Annotated in this window: 12 protein-coding genes; all 12 read left to right on the top strand. The window is 33.0% G+C overall.

Annotated elements, in window-relative coordinates:
- The first annotated feature begins 26 nt into the window (after nucleotides 1–26).
- The 12 genes from pglX (at nucleotide 27) to MKY30_RS05535 (ending at nucleotide 16,950) form a co-directional block, all read left to right on the top strand.
- Entirely contained in the window at nucleotides 27–3,479 is a 3,453-nt protein-coding gene (gene pglX, locus MKY30_RS05585; RefSeq protein WP_341083037.1) for a BREX-1 system adenine-specific DNA-methyltransferase PglX, read from the top strand.
- A 51-nt stretch (nucleotides 3,480–3,530) separates the two neighbouring features.
- Nucleotides 3,531–6,020, top strand: a complete 2,490-nt coding sequence (gene pglZ / locus MKY30_RS05580) for a BREX-1 system phosphatase PglZ type A (protein WP_341083035.1) — start codon at nucleotides 3,531–3,533, stop codon at nucleotides 6,018–6,020.
- 27 nt (nucleotides 6,021–6,047) lie between these two features.
- Nucleotides 6,048–9,215, top strand: coding sequence for a DEAD/DEAH box helicase (locus tag MKY30_RS05575; protein WP_445667712.1), 3,168 nt, complete (start codon nucleotides 6,048–6,050; stop codon nucleotides 9,213–9,215).
- Nucleotides 9,216–9,242: 27 nt separating this feature from the next.
- Complete coding sequence (locus MKY30_RS05570) at nucleotides 9,243–10,223, top strand: restriction endonuclease (protein ID WP_341083031.1); 981 nt, start codon at nucleotides 9,243–9,245, stop codon at nucleotides 10,221–10,223.
- Nucleotides 10,224–10,285: 62 nt separating this feature from the next.
- A complete protein-coding gene (locus MKY30_RS05565; RefSeq protein ID WP_341083030.1) occupies nucleotides 10,286–11,428 on the top strand; it encodes a hypothetical protein in 1,143 nt (380 codons plus the stop codon).
- Nucleotides 11,421–11,675, top strand: coding sequence for a hypothetical protein (locus MKY30_RS05560; protein WP_341083028.1), 255 nt, complete (start codon nucleotides 11,421–11,423; stop codon nucleotides 11,673–11,675). The genes MKY30_RS05565 and MKY30_RS05560 overlap by 8 nt, the downstream gene beginning before the upstream one ends.
- A gap of 52 nt (nucleotides 11,676–11,727) precedes the next feature.
- On the top strand, nucleotides 11,728–11,964 hold the full coding sequence (locus tag MKY30_RS05555) for a hypothetical protein (RefSeq protein ID WP_341083026.1): 237 nt from the start codon (nucleotides 11,728–11,730) through the stop codon (nucleotides 11,962–11,964).
- On the top strand, nucleotides 11,964–12,518 hold the full coding sequence (locus tag MKY30_RS05550; RefSeq protein WP_341083024.1) for a hypothetical protein: 555 nt from the start codon (nucleotides 11,964–11,966) through the stop codon (nucleotides 12,516–12,518). Before MKY30_RS05555 ends, MKY30_RS05550 begins: the two co-directional genes overlap by 1 nt.
- Complete coding sequence (locus tag MKY30_RS24100) at nucleotides 12,511–12,750, top strand: ABC-three component system middle component 6 (protein ID WP_445667711.1); 240 nt, start codon at nucleotides 12,511–12,513, stop codon at nucleotides 12,748–12,750. The genes MKY30_RS05550 and MKY30_RS24100 overlap by 8 nt, the downstream gene beginning before the upstream one ends.
- Nucleotides 12,741–14,426: a hypothetical protein gene (locus MKY30_RS05545; RefSeq protein WP_341083023.1), complete on the top strand. Its 1,686-nt coding sequence runs from the start codon at nucleotides 12,741–12,743 to the stop codon at nucleotides 14,424–14,426. Before MKY30_RS24100 ends, MKY30_RS05545 begins: the two co-directional genes overlap by 10 nt.
- A gap of 165 nt (nucleotides 14,427–14,591) precedes the next feature.
- The gene (locus MKY30_RS05540; RefSeq protein ID WP_341083021.1) at nucleotides 14,592–15,890 is read left to right on the top strand and encodes a hypothetical protein; all 1,299 of its coding nucleotides are present in this window, start codon (nucleotides 14,592–14,594) and stop codon (nucleotides 15,888–15,890) included.
- Nucleotides 15,859–16,950 carry a hypothetical protein gene (locus MKY30_RS05535; protein ID WP_341083020.1) on the top strand — a complete coding sequence of 364 codons (1,092 nt, stop codon included), beginning with the start codon at nucleotides 15,859–15,861 and terminating at the stop codon, nucleotides 16,948–16,950. Before MKY30_RS05540 ends, MKY30_RS05535 begins: the two co-directional genes overlap by 32 nt.
- The last annotated feature ends 317 nt before the right edge of the window (nucleotides 16,951–17,267 follow it).

Raw genomic sequence — 17,267 nt, 5'->3', positions numbered from 1 at the left:
GCACCTATACATATAGGAGTGAAACAATGAATAAAGCAGAATTGAAGAAATTTGCGGTAGAAGCTAGACGTGACTTGCTTGAAAAGGTTTCTTTAAAAGCAGAACAATACGGTATTACCAAGGATAATGTAGAATTTAAGATTGAGGAAAACTATGGGCAACTATTTGTGAACGGCAAGTCTTTTTCTACGGAACTGAAGCAGTCCTTCTATACGTTACAACAACGCTTAAATGCTGTCGGTTATGATCAGCTAATAGAAGAAGTAGCATATACATGGTTCAACCGAATTATTGCGATTCGTTATATGGAAGTGAATAATTATTTACCCGATAGAGTTAATGTATTATCGAGCAATACTGGTAAAAACGAACCGGATATTTTACTTCAATTTGAAACAATGAATCTGGATGTAGATCATGAACAAATAAATGAATTGTTACAAAAAGGTGAAAATGAACAAGCTTACCGTAATTTATTTGTAGCTCAATGCAACAGTTTGAATAAATTATTACCTTTCTTATTTGAAAGAATTGATAGTTACACAGAATTATTATTACCTGATTATTTATTAGATCAGGAATCTATTGTACGCAAAATTGTTAATGATTTAACTGATGAAAACTTTTATCAGCTTGAAGAAGATGGTTCTCGTTCAGACAATGTAGAAGTATTGGGTTGGCTTTATCAATACTACATGTCTGAGAAGAAAGAACGGGTTGGAGGACTTAAAAACAATGCTGTTAAAAAGGAAGACTTACCTGTTGTAACTCAATTGTTTACACCTAAATGGATTGTACAGTATATGGTACAAAACTCATTGGGAAAACTATATGACGAAAAGTATGAAGACAATCAATTAGCTCAGCATTGGGAATACTATTTAAAACATGAGGAAAACCACCACTTGTATCCAGGATTTGAATCATTAGAAGACATAAAAATTATGGATCCAGCATGCGGGTCTGGTCATATCCTTTTGTACGCTTTTGAAATTTTATACGATATGTATGAAGAAGCAGGATATCCATCAAGAGACATTCCGAAATTAATATTAGAAAATAACTTGTATGGATTAGATATTGATAAACGAGCCCAACAAATTGCGAACTTTGCATTGTTGATGAAGGCAGCTGAAAAACAACCTCGTTTTATCTCAAGATTAAGTCGTAAGGGTGAAAGTCCGAAGTTGAATGTATATGAAATTTTGGATGGAGACCAATCATTATCTGCAGAAGCAATCGATTATTTTGCAGAAAGTGAAACAGAAAAGTCATTAATCAACGAACTATTAAGTCAATTTGAGAATGGAAAACAGTTTGGTTCATTAATAAATCCAATTGAGGTTCCGTATAAAGAATGGATAAACAGGATATATAACTTAGAAAACCGAATAAGTGATTTGTTAGATGAATCTTATTTTAATGAGCTAAAGCACAAACTGTTACCAGCACTAACACAAGCATTGTTGTTATCTCAAAGGTATGATGTGATTGTAACTAATCCACCATATCATAATAAATTTAATCCTGTCCTTAAAAAATTTATGAACACTAACTATACAGATTACAAATCTGATTTATATTCTGCATTTATATATAAGACTTCACAGATGACAAAGGAAAACGGGTACTCAGCACTGATGACCCCGTATACATGGATGTTTATATCTAGCCATAAAAAACTAAGAGGTTTTTTATTAAATCAATCTAATTTATCAAGTTTGGTTCAACTTGAATATTCTGCTTTTGAGGATGCTACAGTTCCTATATGTACATTTGTTATACAGAATCACCAATATAATACAAGCGGAGAATATATAAGGCTATCTAACTTTAAAGGAGCGGAAAATCAACCCAAAAAACTAAAAGAAGCTACTCGTTCAGATAACGTTGAATATAGGTTCAACATATCCCCTTCTTCATTAATAGAAATTCCCGGAGCACCGTTAGCTTATTGGGCAAATGAGAAGGTTATAGAACACTTCAAAACACTTCCGAAACTTAAAGAACATTTTGAGTCGGCAGGAAGAGTTAAAACACATAATAATGATAAGTATGTGCGTTTTTTCTGGGAAGTATCTAATATACAAAAAAAGTGGGTTCCATTCTCTAATGCAGGTGGATTTAAAAAGTATTATGGTATAGATATTTATAGTGTTGATTGGTCAGAAGAGGCAAGGAAGTATTATGAATCAAAAGGGGGATTAAATAATCCGAAATATTGGAATAGGGAAGGTATCACATGGAACATGATTACTTCAGCAAAGAATGGATTCAATTTAAAGAATAAAGAAGCACAATATAGTTCTGGATCTCCAACGATTATGAGTAAGGATTCCGACTTTGAGATATACCCAGTAATTGCTTTCTTAAACAGTAAAATAGGACAAATGTTGATGAAAATGGTTAATCCCACATTAAACACTACCGTTGGAGACATTTTAAATTTGCCATATAAAGTTGAAAATACAACAGCGGAAATTGTAAAAGAAAACATAACCTACACAAAGGACAATTGGGACTCTTACGAAACTTCAAGAGATTTTAAATTACATCCCTTATTTAAATTTATTGAAAAACAACAAGGGCTTTTATCAGGTGCATTTATTAAGTGGGAAAAAGAGGAAAAGGATCTTCATACAAAACTAAAAGATAATGAAGAGAAAATTAACAGTTTCTTAATAGGTTTATATGAAATGCAAGGTGAATTAACCCCCGAAATTGAGGATGATGAGGTTACCATTTTGAGAGTTGAGCGAAATACAGCCTCTAAATCATTTTTATCTTACTTTATTGGTTGCATGATGGGACGTTACTCATTAGATGTTGAAGGGATCGTCTTTGCTGGTGGTAATTATGATATGCGTAATTATTCAACATTTAAACCAATTAAAGATGGATTAATTCATTTCACTGAGGACTATTATTTTGATAATGATATCATTGCACGTCTTCGGGAATTTTTATCGATTGCATTTAATCCAGATACGGTAAATGAAAACATGCTGTGGTTAGCTGAATCTTTAGCAATGAAGAACAATGAGACCCCTGAAGAGCGTTTGCGTCGATACTTCTTAGATGAATTCTTTAATGATCATTGTAGAGTTTATCAAAAGCGACCAATTTATTGGTTAGTCGATTCAGGTAAACAAAAGGGCTTGAGAACGCTTATTTACATGCATCGTCATCAACCAGATACGATGGCAACGATTCGTTTTGAACATTTACAGGAGATTCAATCAAAATATCAAAGTGAAATTGACATGATTGATACACGTTTAGCTAATCCTAGTTTATCACCAGCCGACAAACGCAATCTTGAAAAATCAAAAACAGCCTATCAGAAAAAGATTGAGGAACTACAAGAATTTGATAAGAAATTAGCTACTTATGCTAATGAGCAAATTGATATTGATTTAGATGACGGTGTTAAGGTAAACTACGCCAAGCTTAATGAAGTTCTAGCAAAGATTAAATAACTGAAAGAGGGGGTATTCTCCTCTTTCTCTTTACATAAAGAGGTGAAATCCGTGAATGTCATTGAAAAGCTAAAAGAGAAAATACAACAAGAGAGGAAAATAAAAGAACAATCAGTTGTTTTCTGGTACGATCCTCAATCACAAGTCAGTGTTGAGGAACTAAAAGAACAGTTAGAAGACATTGAGGTAAGACAATTAACTAATAATAATTCCTTTCAGTTAAAGGTCGAAATTGAACTTCAACAGACAACAGAGTCATTTTTAATTTATTCCGATGAAGCGAAGCCTAATGATAAAGATAATATGCTATTTGATATATTGTCGTATAGCACTGAATTCAAAGCTGACGAAACTGCAATGTTGTCAGAAGAATTACAAGTATCTGATCATGTGTTACGTCCAATGATGGAACAATATCCTTTGTTCTTCGGTAGTAAAGAGAGAAAAAGAAAATTAAGTAAAATATTGCCTAAGCATGCTGACGACTATCATTTTGAACTTAGTATGATGGCTGTCATAGTAAAAGCCTCTGTACCTGATATAAGAGTAATTGCACGTCAACTTCTTTTGAATGACTTACACAAGGAAGAAAATGAGTTATCGAAACAACTAAAGCGTAATTTTTCCTTAGAACGTGCACTTGAAATCATTGGTCGCTATTTTGGCGTGACACTAGAAGAAGATAATAAACCATTAGTACAGCTTATAAATGTTCTGATCTATCAACACTTTCAGCAGAATGCTGGTTTTACTGTTGAGGATTGGGAGGCTCAATGGGCATCGTCATCACCTAACATTTGCGCATTATTCGTAGAAGAGTGGTTACAACATGATGAAATAGCTCTTGAAGAACATATTAAAGAATGGGAAAAAGTGTATCAAGTAAGAGATGTGTTAATTAAGCACGATATAGAAAACTACCAGCTAGTTGATACTTTCCCAGTTGTTGATGCACTTATCATTGAAAAGTGCATCGATGAATTGGTTCATCAAACAATTCATGTGGATGAACGTCTATCTTTAATTGAGCAACGTTTACAAACCTATTGGGGATCAAAAGGTAGACTAAAAGCTCTGTATGAAACACTATTTGAAGCAATTCGACTTGAAAAGTTAAAACCAGTTGTAAATCGTTTGTATCAAGCAGAAGATCTATATGAAAACTATGTAAAATCCTTATATGAAATTGATCATGCCTACCGTCATTTTATGCATCATTTTACACGCCTTGATGCAAAAGAAATACTAGAAGAGATTGCAAGCCATTTGACAAATTGGTACGAAAACGAATATTTGCGTCGGATTTCAGAGGAGATGAATTTCAGGCTGGAAGATGGTTATATATCTAAATTAATGCCACAACGAAGTTTCTTTGCTCAGAAGGTTCGCCCTATTTTAGAGAAGGAACAAACAAGGGTGTTCGTTATTATTTCAGATGCTTTACGATATGAAGCAGCTTATGAACTTCATGAACTATTAAAAGAACGAGAAAATGGAAAAACAAATATTAATCCGATGGCAGCAAGTTACCCAACTTACACGCAATTAGGAATGGCATCATTGTTACCACATCGTGAACTATCAGTAGACGAAAAGAAAGGTATCTTGGCTGATGGGCAATCAACGAAAGGTATAGATAATCGACGTCGTATTATACAGTCAGCGGAGTCACAAACTGAAGTTTTAAAATTAAAGGAACTTCTCGATATGAAGGCAAGCGAAGCTGATCAACTATTGAAAGGAAAGCGCCTTGTTTACTTATTTCATGATCATATTGATGCTCTTGGAGATTCAGCTAAATCAGAACGTGAAACATACAGAGCCGTAGATCAGGCGATTATAGATTTACAGTATGCGGTTGATCGATTATCACGTCTTCAAGCGAAACGCATTTTCATCACAGCAGATCATGGATTCTTATTCCAATTCAAACAAATAGAAAACCACGGGAAAATTCCAGCAGTTGAAGGGGAAATAATCGACCATAATCGTCGTTTTGCTATCGGACACAATTTATCTGCTCCAGAGGGGGCGATTAAATTATCTGAAGGGCAATCACCATTACATAATGTTGAGGTTGTTTTGGCGAAAAGTATCAATCGATTTAAAACAGGTGGAGGTCTTCAATTTATTCATGGAGGAGCTTTACCACAGGAAGCGATTGTCCCATTAATAGATTATCGTCGTATCGAAGTAGGGAAACAAGTTGATATTGCAGTAGCAATGATTAATAAAGTCATTACAAATTATCGTATTCCGGTTTCTTTCTATCAAGAACAAAGTATTACAGACTATACATCAAGAAAAGTGAATATAGCTTTTTATCAAGGTGATGAGCGAATTTCTAATGAAGTAGAACTCGTATTTGATCTAAAAGGTGAAAATCGTGATCGTAATAGACAAGTCACCTTTAATTTAGTGGAAAAGCATTACAAGATAGGTGAAACATGCATTTTAAGAGTTGAGACTGTGACCAAGAAAGGTAAAGAAGCCTATTTGGAAGAGGAATTTACCTTACGATTATATGAAGCATTATATTAAGTCGAAAAGGAAATGGGGGTGTTATTTTTGCTTAAAAAAGGTGAAATTGTCGGAGCCTCTTTTTGGCCAGAAGCCGTTCAAATTAAACATGTTGAAAGCATAGATGATGATTTATATTTAGTGGAAGCTGTTGGTCGGGAGTCTAATAAATTTTTTGAAAATTATCTTGAAAAACATCAATTACAAGAAGTTGAACGTTATTCTGATGAAGATGCTTCAGATCAATTGAGAGATAGATTTCAACATTACTTACAATATCATGTGTTGCGAACAGAGAAGGAATACTCACAGTCACGTGCCCGTGGAAATAAGAACATGATTCCTTTACCACACCAAATCGAAGCGGTCTATAGCAAAATGCTACAAGCGCCCCAAGTGCGTTATCTATTAGCTGATGATCCAGGTGCAGGTAAAACGATTATGTCGGGTATGTTAATTCGTGAATTAAAGGCACGTAACATGATTCGAAAGACGTTGATTTTGGTACCACCTCTTGTATTGAAACAGTGGCAAACGGAATTAAAGGAAAAGTTTAATGAAGACTTCTTAATCATTACTCGTTCTTATTTGGATGCTTCAGGTGAACTGAATCCGTTTGATATGCACCAGCAAGTTATTGCTTCGATGTACTGGGCATCTAGAGAAGATATAAAAAACATGATTATTAACTCTCAGTTTGATTTAGTCATAGTTGATGAAGCTCATAAGATGGCCGCGTATACAGTTGGGCAAAAGAAGCGCAAAGTGAAGCGGACAAAGATGTTCCAACTAGGTGAAAATTTGTTGAGACATACGGAGCATGCTCTTCTATTGACAGCAACGCCTCACAAAGGGGATAAAGAAAATTTCCGTCATTTGATGAGTTTGATCGATCACGATATCTTCTCGCAACTTAATAGAAGTGATTCAATTCTAGAGAAAAGTAATCCTTATGTTATCCGTCGACTAAAGGAAAAAATGGTTAACTTTGATGGAACTCCTCTGTTCCCGAAACGAACAACGACAACATTAGGGTTTGACTTGAGTCCTGTGGAGTCTGATTTGTATGAAGCTGTAACTGAATATGTAAGGCACCACTTTAATCGCGCTAAACAGAATAATAAACCAAATGTTGCTTTTGCAATGATGATATTACAACGTCGACTAAGTTCTTCTGTTGAAGCTATATATTTATCACTTGTACGTAGGAAGGAACGACTACAAAAAGCATTAGAAACGGGACAAAAGGTAAAACAGATGATATTGGATTACGAAGACTATGAAGATAGTTCTCTTGAAGAACAGGAATTGCTTGAAGAATATGCTGAAGGTGAATATGAAGAACTAAATTTAGATGAGTTACAAGTAGAGATTGAAATGCTGGATCAACTAATTCGTAAGGCAAATATCATCAGGCAAAACCAAAATGAGCGCAAGTATCTTGAATTAGAGAAGACACTTTTTGGTGCAAGTGGCTTGTTGGCACAAGATGAGAAGATTTTAATTTTTACTGAATCTAAAGACACACTTAATTATCTTGAGAAGAAATTGAAAGCATACGTTCCAGAGATAGCCAAAATTGTTGGTGACTTTTCTATGGACAGACGACAAGAGGAAGTCGAGAGGTTTCGAAATGATGTGCAAATCATGATTGCTACGGATGCTGGTGGGGAATCAATTAACCTGCAATTCTGTAATCAAATGGTCAACTATGATATTCCATGGAATCCTAATCGGTTGGAACAACGTATGGGTCGTATACACCGTATTGGACAGAAAAATGAAGTCTTTGTGTTTAACCTCGTTGCCACAAATACACGTGAAGGTGACGTATTAATACGGTTACTTACTAAGATGGAACAAATGCGTGAAGACCTTGGGCAAGATCTTGTTTATGATTTTATAGGTGAAGTACTTGAGGATCGCCAAGCAGATTTATCTTCGGTTATGGAACAAGCAGTTACAGGTCGTGAGGATTTAGACGAGATAATTGCAAACATGGAAAAGACATTATCGGAAGAACACAAACGGCTATTAGAACTGGCTCAGAGTGAGCGATTAGATGATAATTTTGATTTACCTGGGGCCAAGCGTTCATTTGATGAAGTTTCGATAAACAGCATTCCTAATCGTTTATATGGACACTTTGTAGTAGATGGATTAAAAAATACAAGAACGAGGTTGAATATTTCAGCAGATAATACAACTGCCCGTATAGACCGTTTTCCTAAGCGCATTCGTGATTTTGCGCGAGATCAGAAATTGATGTTCAACTTTGATGATTCCATTCGTTTTGCCTTATCTTCATCAAAAGTATCGGATTCAATCCCAATTCTAGAAAATGATAATCCGTTGTTTAATTTATTAATGAAGTTAACAGCAAAAGAATTGCAACAAGCTGTACTACCACTTTATGAAGTGAAAGCATCGGTTCCAGAAGCTGTGACAGTAGAATTAAATCAAGTAACAATTGTGGATGGTAATGGCCGTGAGCTGGAGCAAAAGTTAATGTTAATTGGTAAACGGGCAAACGGTGAGTTTATACAAATTTCACCCTATATACTTTTTAATGAATCGTTGGATGTGACAAATACGTATAACATAGAAGAACAGGATATTAAGCGACACGTGATTAAACATGCTAGAAAACTATTAAAGTCAATACAACGCAAGCGTGAAGACTATGCTAATCGAAAAAGTGTTTTCTTGAGAAAGTCATTTGAGGATCAAATGGAAACCTTGCAAGAACGGTTGAAGAAGTACCAAGAAGAAAATGTAGAGAGTAAAAACAGTGCTTTAATTAATCAAACTTACTCACAGTTAGATGAAATGGAAGATAGGAGTAAAGAACGTTTAACCGAAATCGACCGTCAACGATCTATTCAATTGAAACCCATTAAAAGGATTGCGCAATTTAAGCTAGAACCAAATGGAATAGAAAATGGTCGTGTAATACCAGAAGACTATTTAACTTTAATTGAAGCCCATGAATTAAAGCAGGGTAGAATTAACGTAAGAGTACAGAAGGTTCTTGGTTTAGTAGATTTTATCAGTGAGGAAGTTGATGGTGATAATCGACTTATTGTAATAACTAACGATATACATCAATTTAAGCAGCAGTTGATAGAGGAAGATTATCATGCGATTAAGAGCCGTGTATTTGTGTATGAAATAAGAGAAAACGAAATTACTGAACATCAATTAATTCAAGGCTAAATGTTTATTTAACGAGGGGGATTAACGATGAAAAGATGGTGGATGATCCGTGCGGGAGATAACAATGAATTAATTCCAATATGGAAGGACAAAGGTATTGCTTCCATTGGATGGCCGAAATTGGGTGATCCTAAACAATATCGTTCAAAGGAAGAAATGTTAACTAAAGCAAATACTGTATTTGTTGATAGTAAACCAAATACTAGAAAAAGCTGGATTAACCAGGTTTGGCGTTTCAGCAGAGAAATAAAGAAGGACGATAAAGTTATCACTTATTTTAAAGAAACTAGAGAATATCTGGTTGGAACCGTAACTGAAGTTCATTTTTATAATGAGTCAATAGGTGATCCCGCATACCCAAATAATATAAGGGTGGAATGGGAAGAAACTACAGTTATTAGAGACACACTATCACAAGCAGCAAAGAATAGTTTAGGTTCGGTATTAACAGTGTTTCGTGTAGATGATTGGGGAAGTGAGATTGAAAGATTATTAGAGTACCCCTTTGTTGAACCAGAGGAAACAGATGAAGCTGAAGAAAGCGAAATAATAGAAGACTTGGTTAATAAGGCACTGGTAATGGTACAAGACAAAGTTGATAAACTTGACCCATGGCAAATGCAAGAACTAGTTGGGGGACTTTTGCAAGCGATGGACTACAATGTACGGGTAAGTCCAAAGGGCCCTGACGGTGGTGTTGATGTATTAGCTTATAAAGATGCCTTTGGGTTTGAAAAGCCTATTATTAAAGTTCAGGTAAAGCATCGTAAGTCTTCTGCATCCGCACCAGAGATTCAGCAATTATTAGGAGCAAATCCGATTGATGCTAATAGTTTATTTGTTTCAACCGGTGGTTTTACATCACAAGCAGAAGCGGTTGCTAGACATAATTCTGTTAGGTTGGTAGATTTGGAGGAATTAGTAGATTTGGTTGTGAAGTGGTATGAGAATATGCCGAATGATGTTAGGGCGTTATTGCCTTTGCAGAAGATGTATGTGCCTGAGTAAGAAACAATAAAGAGGAAATTTGCTTCTGTAAATATTAGACACTTAAAGAGGGAGTGTGTGATTTGGAAAATACCCCAAGCATTATCAACACTGTAGGCGGTGAGTTAACCTATAGTGATTCAAAAAGTAAAGGTAATGATGTATCAGTTCCTTCAGAGTTAATAGATTCTGTAAATAAAATTATTCAAGAAAGTATTAACAATAACGATTTTTCTTTAAACAAAGATAAAATAGATGATTTATGGAAAATAACCATAAAACCAGAGTTTCAAAATGGAATTGATAACGGAAACCTTTCTATTAAAAAAGGATCCCTAGAGGTTAGAAATGCTAAGACAGGTAAATTTGTTGGGAAGGCTCAACTTAATGAGATGACAACAGAAGAACTTATCAAGAATAATAAGCCATCCACACTCTCTAATATTTCAAGAAACATTGCTAGCATATCTGGGCAACTACAAATGGCTGAAATCTCCAAAAAACTCGATGTTATACATGAAAAAATAGATCAACTCGGACAGTTTTTATGGAAAGAAAAGGTTTCTAAGGTGCATAGTATAAATTCAGTTATTGAAGAAGCCATTGAATCTCTTCCCAACAAGAATGCAATGGTTAGGATTAATGATTGCATTAAAGATTTGATGTTTTTATCCGACTTTATTGAAGAAACTATTGAAGAAGTATTAAGTAGAAAAATAGAATATAAACTTATTCTGAATTTCATAGATGGGTTGAAGGTTTGGGAATGGGGAAGTAAAAATAGAAATGAATATAATAAAAAATATAATGATGAAATCCAATTATTTATGCATGAGTATGGTTTTCTATTGGATTTATATTTCCAAACTCTTGGTCTTATAGGAACCTGCTATCAAATAACTAATGAATACCATCATGCTTCCAAGTATTTTAGGAAGATTGAGTCTAAAATAAATTACTATTCGACCGAACTAGTTTCTAAGTTAATATATTTGCTGAATGTTGATGGAATTAGTATCAATGATGATAATTCTCTTTTACATATTGCTGAAAGGCTAAAAAACAGAAAGCTACCTAAAACTTTATTACAAGAAATAAATAAAAACGATATTAAAGTAAATGAAGTTAAAAACATGCATAAAAGACTTGTTTCACAATTTGAAGAGATTAAAATTTCTTATGATGTTGATACACAATTATTAATGGGAGACATAAATAATGACTGAATTAAATTGTCCATATTGTAAAAGAAGAAGGAGCTTTATAGAAAAAGAACAGAATAAATATGAGTGTGAATCCTGCAATAATGTATATAGACAGTGTAAGATAGAAAATTGTTCAAATCTCGTAAATCTTGGGTTCGTTTGTAAGGAATGTATTGGTAAAGGTATTAAAAATGGTGGATCGGCAGGTCTAACTGCATTAGTTGCTGTAGGTGGTATTGCATTAAAGGTGTTAAGGAAAAGTAAGTAAGTATCTCTATTGTGATAGAATAGAAGATAATTTTAATATTAGAGGTGGATTAATGGAAACGGTAAATATAGTATTAGGAATCATTGCTTCAATACTATCTATTTCTGCGTTAGTTTTTTCAAAAAAAGTATCCGATGAAAATAAAAAAATTGAACAATATTTGAAACAGGAACTAAATATTACATTGGATTCATCGAAAAAAGAGGTGTTATCTAGTAAAAAAGCAATCTCAGGTGACAATGGAACTAGTATAATAGGAGATAACAATAAATATAATGGAGGAAAATAATGGCGTTAAGTAATAGTGCTAAGAGTGGGGATAATGGAACTTCAATTGTTGGTAATGAAAATACCCTAACAACTTATAATTTTAGCAGCCAGACCCCCAAAATATTAAAGCGAAGTGCTATCTTTGATGTTTGTAAAATAATTGCAGAGCTTGATATCGATTATGATGATGAATATTCTATCCAAAACAATTCTGATTGGATGGAAAAGTTTGAGTACAATAAAGTTGACCTTTACGTAGAAATTTTTGATAATTATTCAGACGGTTATGATGAAGTCTCTAAGGTTTTACATGGCTATTTAAAAAAGACAATAATGGTTAAAAAGATTCGGACGGTTTATTTAGAAATTGAAAAAGTAAGAGAAAAGGAAAAACTTGATGGTGATTATGTAGTTAACCAAGTGTTTAATCGTCTCAAAGAAGAAGTTTGGTATAGTGCATTGACCAGTGAATCCGAGTTATTAGATGAAGAAGTCGACTCAGCCATTTATATGATAATGTTTTATGCTTTTACTAAATGTAAGCTGCTAAAGCCAGTGCCTAAGGATGATTAATATGATGATAATTGACAGAGATTCAAATCCTAAGGATACCATATATTACATCTCTGCTTGTATATTGGGGGTTATTTCCTCTAAAAAGCATAACGTTGAGGATTTATACGAAACTCTAAAAGAGCAGTACAATGAATCACTGGACTATACCATCTATTTGCTCTCATTAGATTTTCTTTTTCTTATCGACAAAATTTCAATTAGTGAGGAGGGATTACTTCAATGTTCATAAAGCGTTTGATCATTAAAGAAACAAAACCTGCTCTTGAAATTATAAGAGAAATTCCTTTTGTTAAAGGAATGAATTTTATTGTTGATGCTGGGAAAGATCAGGAAAAAGGAAATAGTGTTGGGAAAACCACTGTTTTGAAGTTGATAGATATATGTTTGGGAGCAAAAGACAGGAAATATATATATTTTGATGATGAAACAAAGCAAACAAATGAGAAACTAAAAAACTATATCATTGGTAACAAGGTTAATGTTGAATTGATAGTTGTTGAGTCTTTCGACGATAAAAATTCAAGCGAATATATTCTTTCAGTGGATCTCTATCCTCGAGGTAAAAGATATATTAATGGTATAGAAATGAGTCAAAATGATTACTGGCAGCAACTTAATGTGATATTTTTTTCTAATTTGGCTAACTATCCTACATTTAGACAATTAATTAATATGTTTGTTAGAATAGATCAACGAGCAGACAATCACAAGTTTCTTAAATTCTTACATAGAACTAATGATGCAACTTATGAGAATATTTATTCGTATCTTTTTGAATTACAAGATCAGGAAGTAAGTAATTATATTTTGGATTTGAGAAAAGAAATTGCAGAGAAAAATAAAGAAATAAAAAACTTTATGTCTTTAAATAATTTTAAATCTATAGATAGTGTTAATCAAAAGGTGACTCTACTGGAATCGACTGTTGATGAATTAAATAATCAAATGAATATATTAGTGAATTCAAGGAAATTTAAAGAAAATGAAGAAAAGATATCTGAAATAAAAATTGAGTACGCAAACTATAATGATCAAATTGATGAACTTTTGTTTAAAAGAATGAGAATCAACGATATTCTTACTGATGCCAAGCATGAAATAAATAATGGCATTGACAAAGTTGTTCTAAGAAATTTATACGATGAAACTCTTGAAGTAATGGGAAACTTACATAAGGAATTTGAAGATTTAGTGAAGTTTAATGATGAACTTATACATAACAAAATAAAATATTTCAGTTCCCAGTTAGAAAAGGTAGATAATAAAATTGGTGGTCTTGAAAAAGATAAGAATAGACTGTTTGAAAAACATAAGAATGTAATTATGTTGATAGAAGAAAATAAAATTGATGAGTACACTTCGTTGCAAAGTAAACTAGCAGAATATAATGAAGAACTTGGAAGTAATAAAAATATTAGATCAACCTATAATCAATTAGAGGGTCGTGTAGCGGAGCTCGTCGAAGAATTAGATAAAACTGAAAAAGAAGCTGATGTTAAAGAAGATTCGTTGTCTATCTTTAATAAGTATTTTTCCCAATACAGTGAAAAAACTAATGGTGAACCTTTCATGCTCTATAAAACAGAAAAGGGTTTTCCATTTGGTATCGATTACGTTAAAAGAGGATTAAGTACAGGTACAAGGAAATCCATTATTGCTGCATTTGATTTAGCCTATCAACGATTAGCAAAGGATTTAGAGAAAAAGGCACCCAACTTTATAGTTCATGATGTAATAGAAACTATCGATCAGGTAGCTCTAAAGGCGATTATCAATATTGTAAACTCCATAGAATGTCAATACATTGTAGCAGTTTTAAAAGAAAAAATTCAAGATAATGATTTAATACAAAAATCAAATATTGTAGTTACCCTCTCTGAAAATGAAAGACCCTTTAGGAATTAAATGGTAAAAAGCTTTTAAAGAATAAGGGGCTGACCCAAGTATCCGGGGTACCTATCTCCGCGACCTCAGGTGTTAGGAGTAGGCTAATTTTTAAACATAAAAAATAGAGGATTTTTATGGTTATTGTCGAATAATAACAATATGTTAATAAAGGGGGCGAGAAGTTTGCCTTTTAATATTAGAAGGGACATTCAAGATAATATTAATATTGCTGTTTTAAGGAAGTTCTCTAAAGAAAATGGTGTGGATTACCAAGGAAATAAAGCAAATGTTATTAGGAATATTATTATTGCGGTTAGAAATGGTAATTTGAGGGAAGAGACAGTTAGAGAATTCATTAAAGAGCAATTGTGGTTCGGGAAAAATAAACATAATTATTTTATTGAAATAGATGGTGAAACTGTAGAAGAATTTAAGGATACTGATAATTTACTAAGGTATTTTCAGGATAGAGGGATCACACCATTCAATAACATTGACAGGATAAATAATCCTGAGGGAGTGTCTTTGGCAAGATTTGAATATGATGTAGATACCCAGGATCCTACTATTGTTAATAAAGTTTATATAGGACATATAGAAAGAAATTACACATATTATTTTGAACAACAGTCACCTGTATTTGATCCTGTAAATACTTATATTTGTACAGAGTTAGATTTAATAAATAATATATTAGTATTAAGAGTAAGATCTAGATCATCAATGAAAGCATCACAAGACATAAATTCAAATACGATAACTGCTAATTATCTTGCTAAAAAGTACTTGAGAAGATATGAAGAGGATTATGGAATTGAATATTTAGATGGTGCTCCCGATCAAGTAAGAAATACTATGTACAATATCGAGAAGGAATTGACTAACTTTATTGAATTGCAATTTAAACCAAAAATTGAAGAACATGAGGAAGTAATTAACAAATTTACTGAGGACATTTCAGATTTAATTGGTCTTGAAAGTAGTGAAGAACCAATTAAAATAAATGAAAGAATTGTTGGGTTATTAGAAAGAGCTCTTGTAATGCAGGATGAAGATGTAATAACTCAATATGTTGATGGTAAAAAGGGTTATATAAACATGTTTGATTTTAGGGATGACAGAGGTGGTAGGATTAATGCCCGATCACAACATATAAGTACACCTATACAGACTTCGGATATTTTCTTTGATACCAGAGAAACTATAGACGAAGTAAAGTTATTAGATAGTCTGTGGGTAGTTTGGTTTAAGCGAGCAGAGAATAACCAGGAAGACTTAGATAATATGGAATGGGAGTTAGATACCGATGAAGAAGACTTTGATGACGGGGTAGAACTTCCAGCAGAAAATGATGAAGGTACGGTAACAAGAATAAAAACCAAAATCGCTGCGTATACTGGTTTTTATAAGATTGAATTCAAGCGATACTTAATAAAGGAGGAGTACGACCATGTACTTTCCCTCATTGAATCATTTACTTGATTATGATTTCGATCCGCTGGTAATAAACAGATTTGATACATGGTTAGGGACTTTAACAGGGAGAAAAAGAATGTATATTAGACCTGCACGATTTGCAGTGGATATGGAAGTTGATTATAATACTTCAAATGAATTATTTAGTATTTCTGCAATTAAGTTAAGTTTATTCCAAATTAACTATGAGGTATATTGTCCTGATTGTCCTCACTCACTAGTAAAAATTGTGAATAACCTTGACGATATTCCAGAAAGAGTTAAGTGCCATGAGTGTGGCATGATTTTTAATCCGTTTGATAATGAAGAATATATTCAAATTACATTTTCATTAATTAAAAATCCTGATCCTAACAGTCCGAAAAGTCAAAAGCGAAAACACAGAAAAAAGTTATATAGTCAAATTAAGCCAGTTCAAAAATTGAGTGAACTAAAAGATAAAGCCTATAACCTTTCTACCTTTTTAGAAAGTCCCTATAGTAGAGAGGAAATTGATAATGCTATATTTCGACCAGATTGGGATGAATATGATAAGGCATATAATCGTTTCATATCTACATTAAAAAGTGAAGAAGATACGAAAGAAAAGGGGGATGCTTTAGAAGAATTAAGTGGAATCCTCCTTTCTTTTATTTCCTTCTTTAATGTTGATATTACAAAACAGACTCTTACCAATCAGTTAGATGTAACGGTTTACATAAAACCTTATTTACGAATGATAAAAATTCCATTACTTGATGTAATAGAAAGACGGTTAATATGTGAGTGCAAAAATGAAGACAAGAATGTTCCAAGTATATGGGTAGACAAACTATTTGGTGTAATTAGTAAAACTGACAATACTAAATCAGGAATTATATTTTCTTATCATAAGTTCTCAGGGGACGAAATGAAATATGCTTTTGCTAGTCAAATAGAGTATGCTAGACTCGGAAAATACATCATAAATATTAATAAAGATGACTTTGATAGGATTAAGAACGAAAGGTTAAATTTTTACTATTTTCTGGATAAGCGATTCCATGCACTAGAAATGAGGGAATCATTATCTACTCAAGATCTTTAAGTTTTCGATAAAAAGTCATAAAAAGAATATATACCGCCTGATATCAGTTTTTATATTACTGATTTCAGGCGGTATAATTTTTTGTTTTTAGCAAAGTCAACTAGTTATTTTACCCTACAAACCGGTACGGTGAGCCTTATCATAAGTAAATAAGGTTTTTTCAGAAATGTGATATGTAGTTAAATATAAAATTGCTTGATTCAAGCAGTAAATCCTTAATTCTATTAATTTGGAATTAGGGATATTTTATTTTACTATGAGGGAGACAGTGAGGATGTGGTTTTTCTATTACAGGATAAAAAGGTAATATTAATATT

It is taken from the genome of Oceanobacillus sp. FSL W8-0428 (assembly GCF_038004405.1).
GTDB lineage: Bacteria > Bacillota > Bacilli > Bacillales > Amphibacillaceae > Oceanobacillus > Oceanobacillus sojae.
This window is presented reverse-complemented; position numbering and strand designations above follow the sequence as displayed.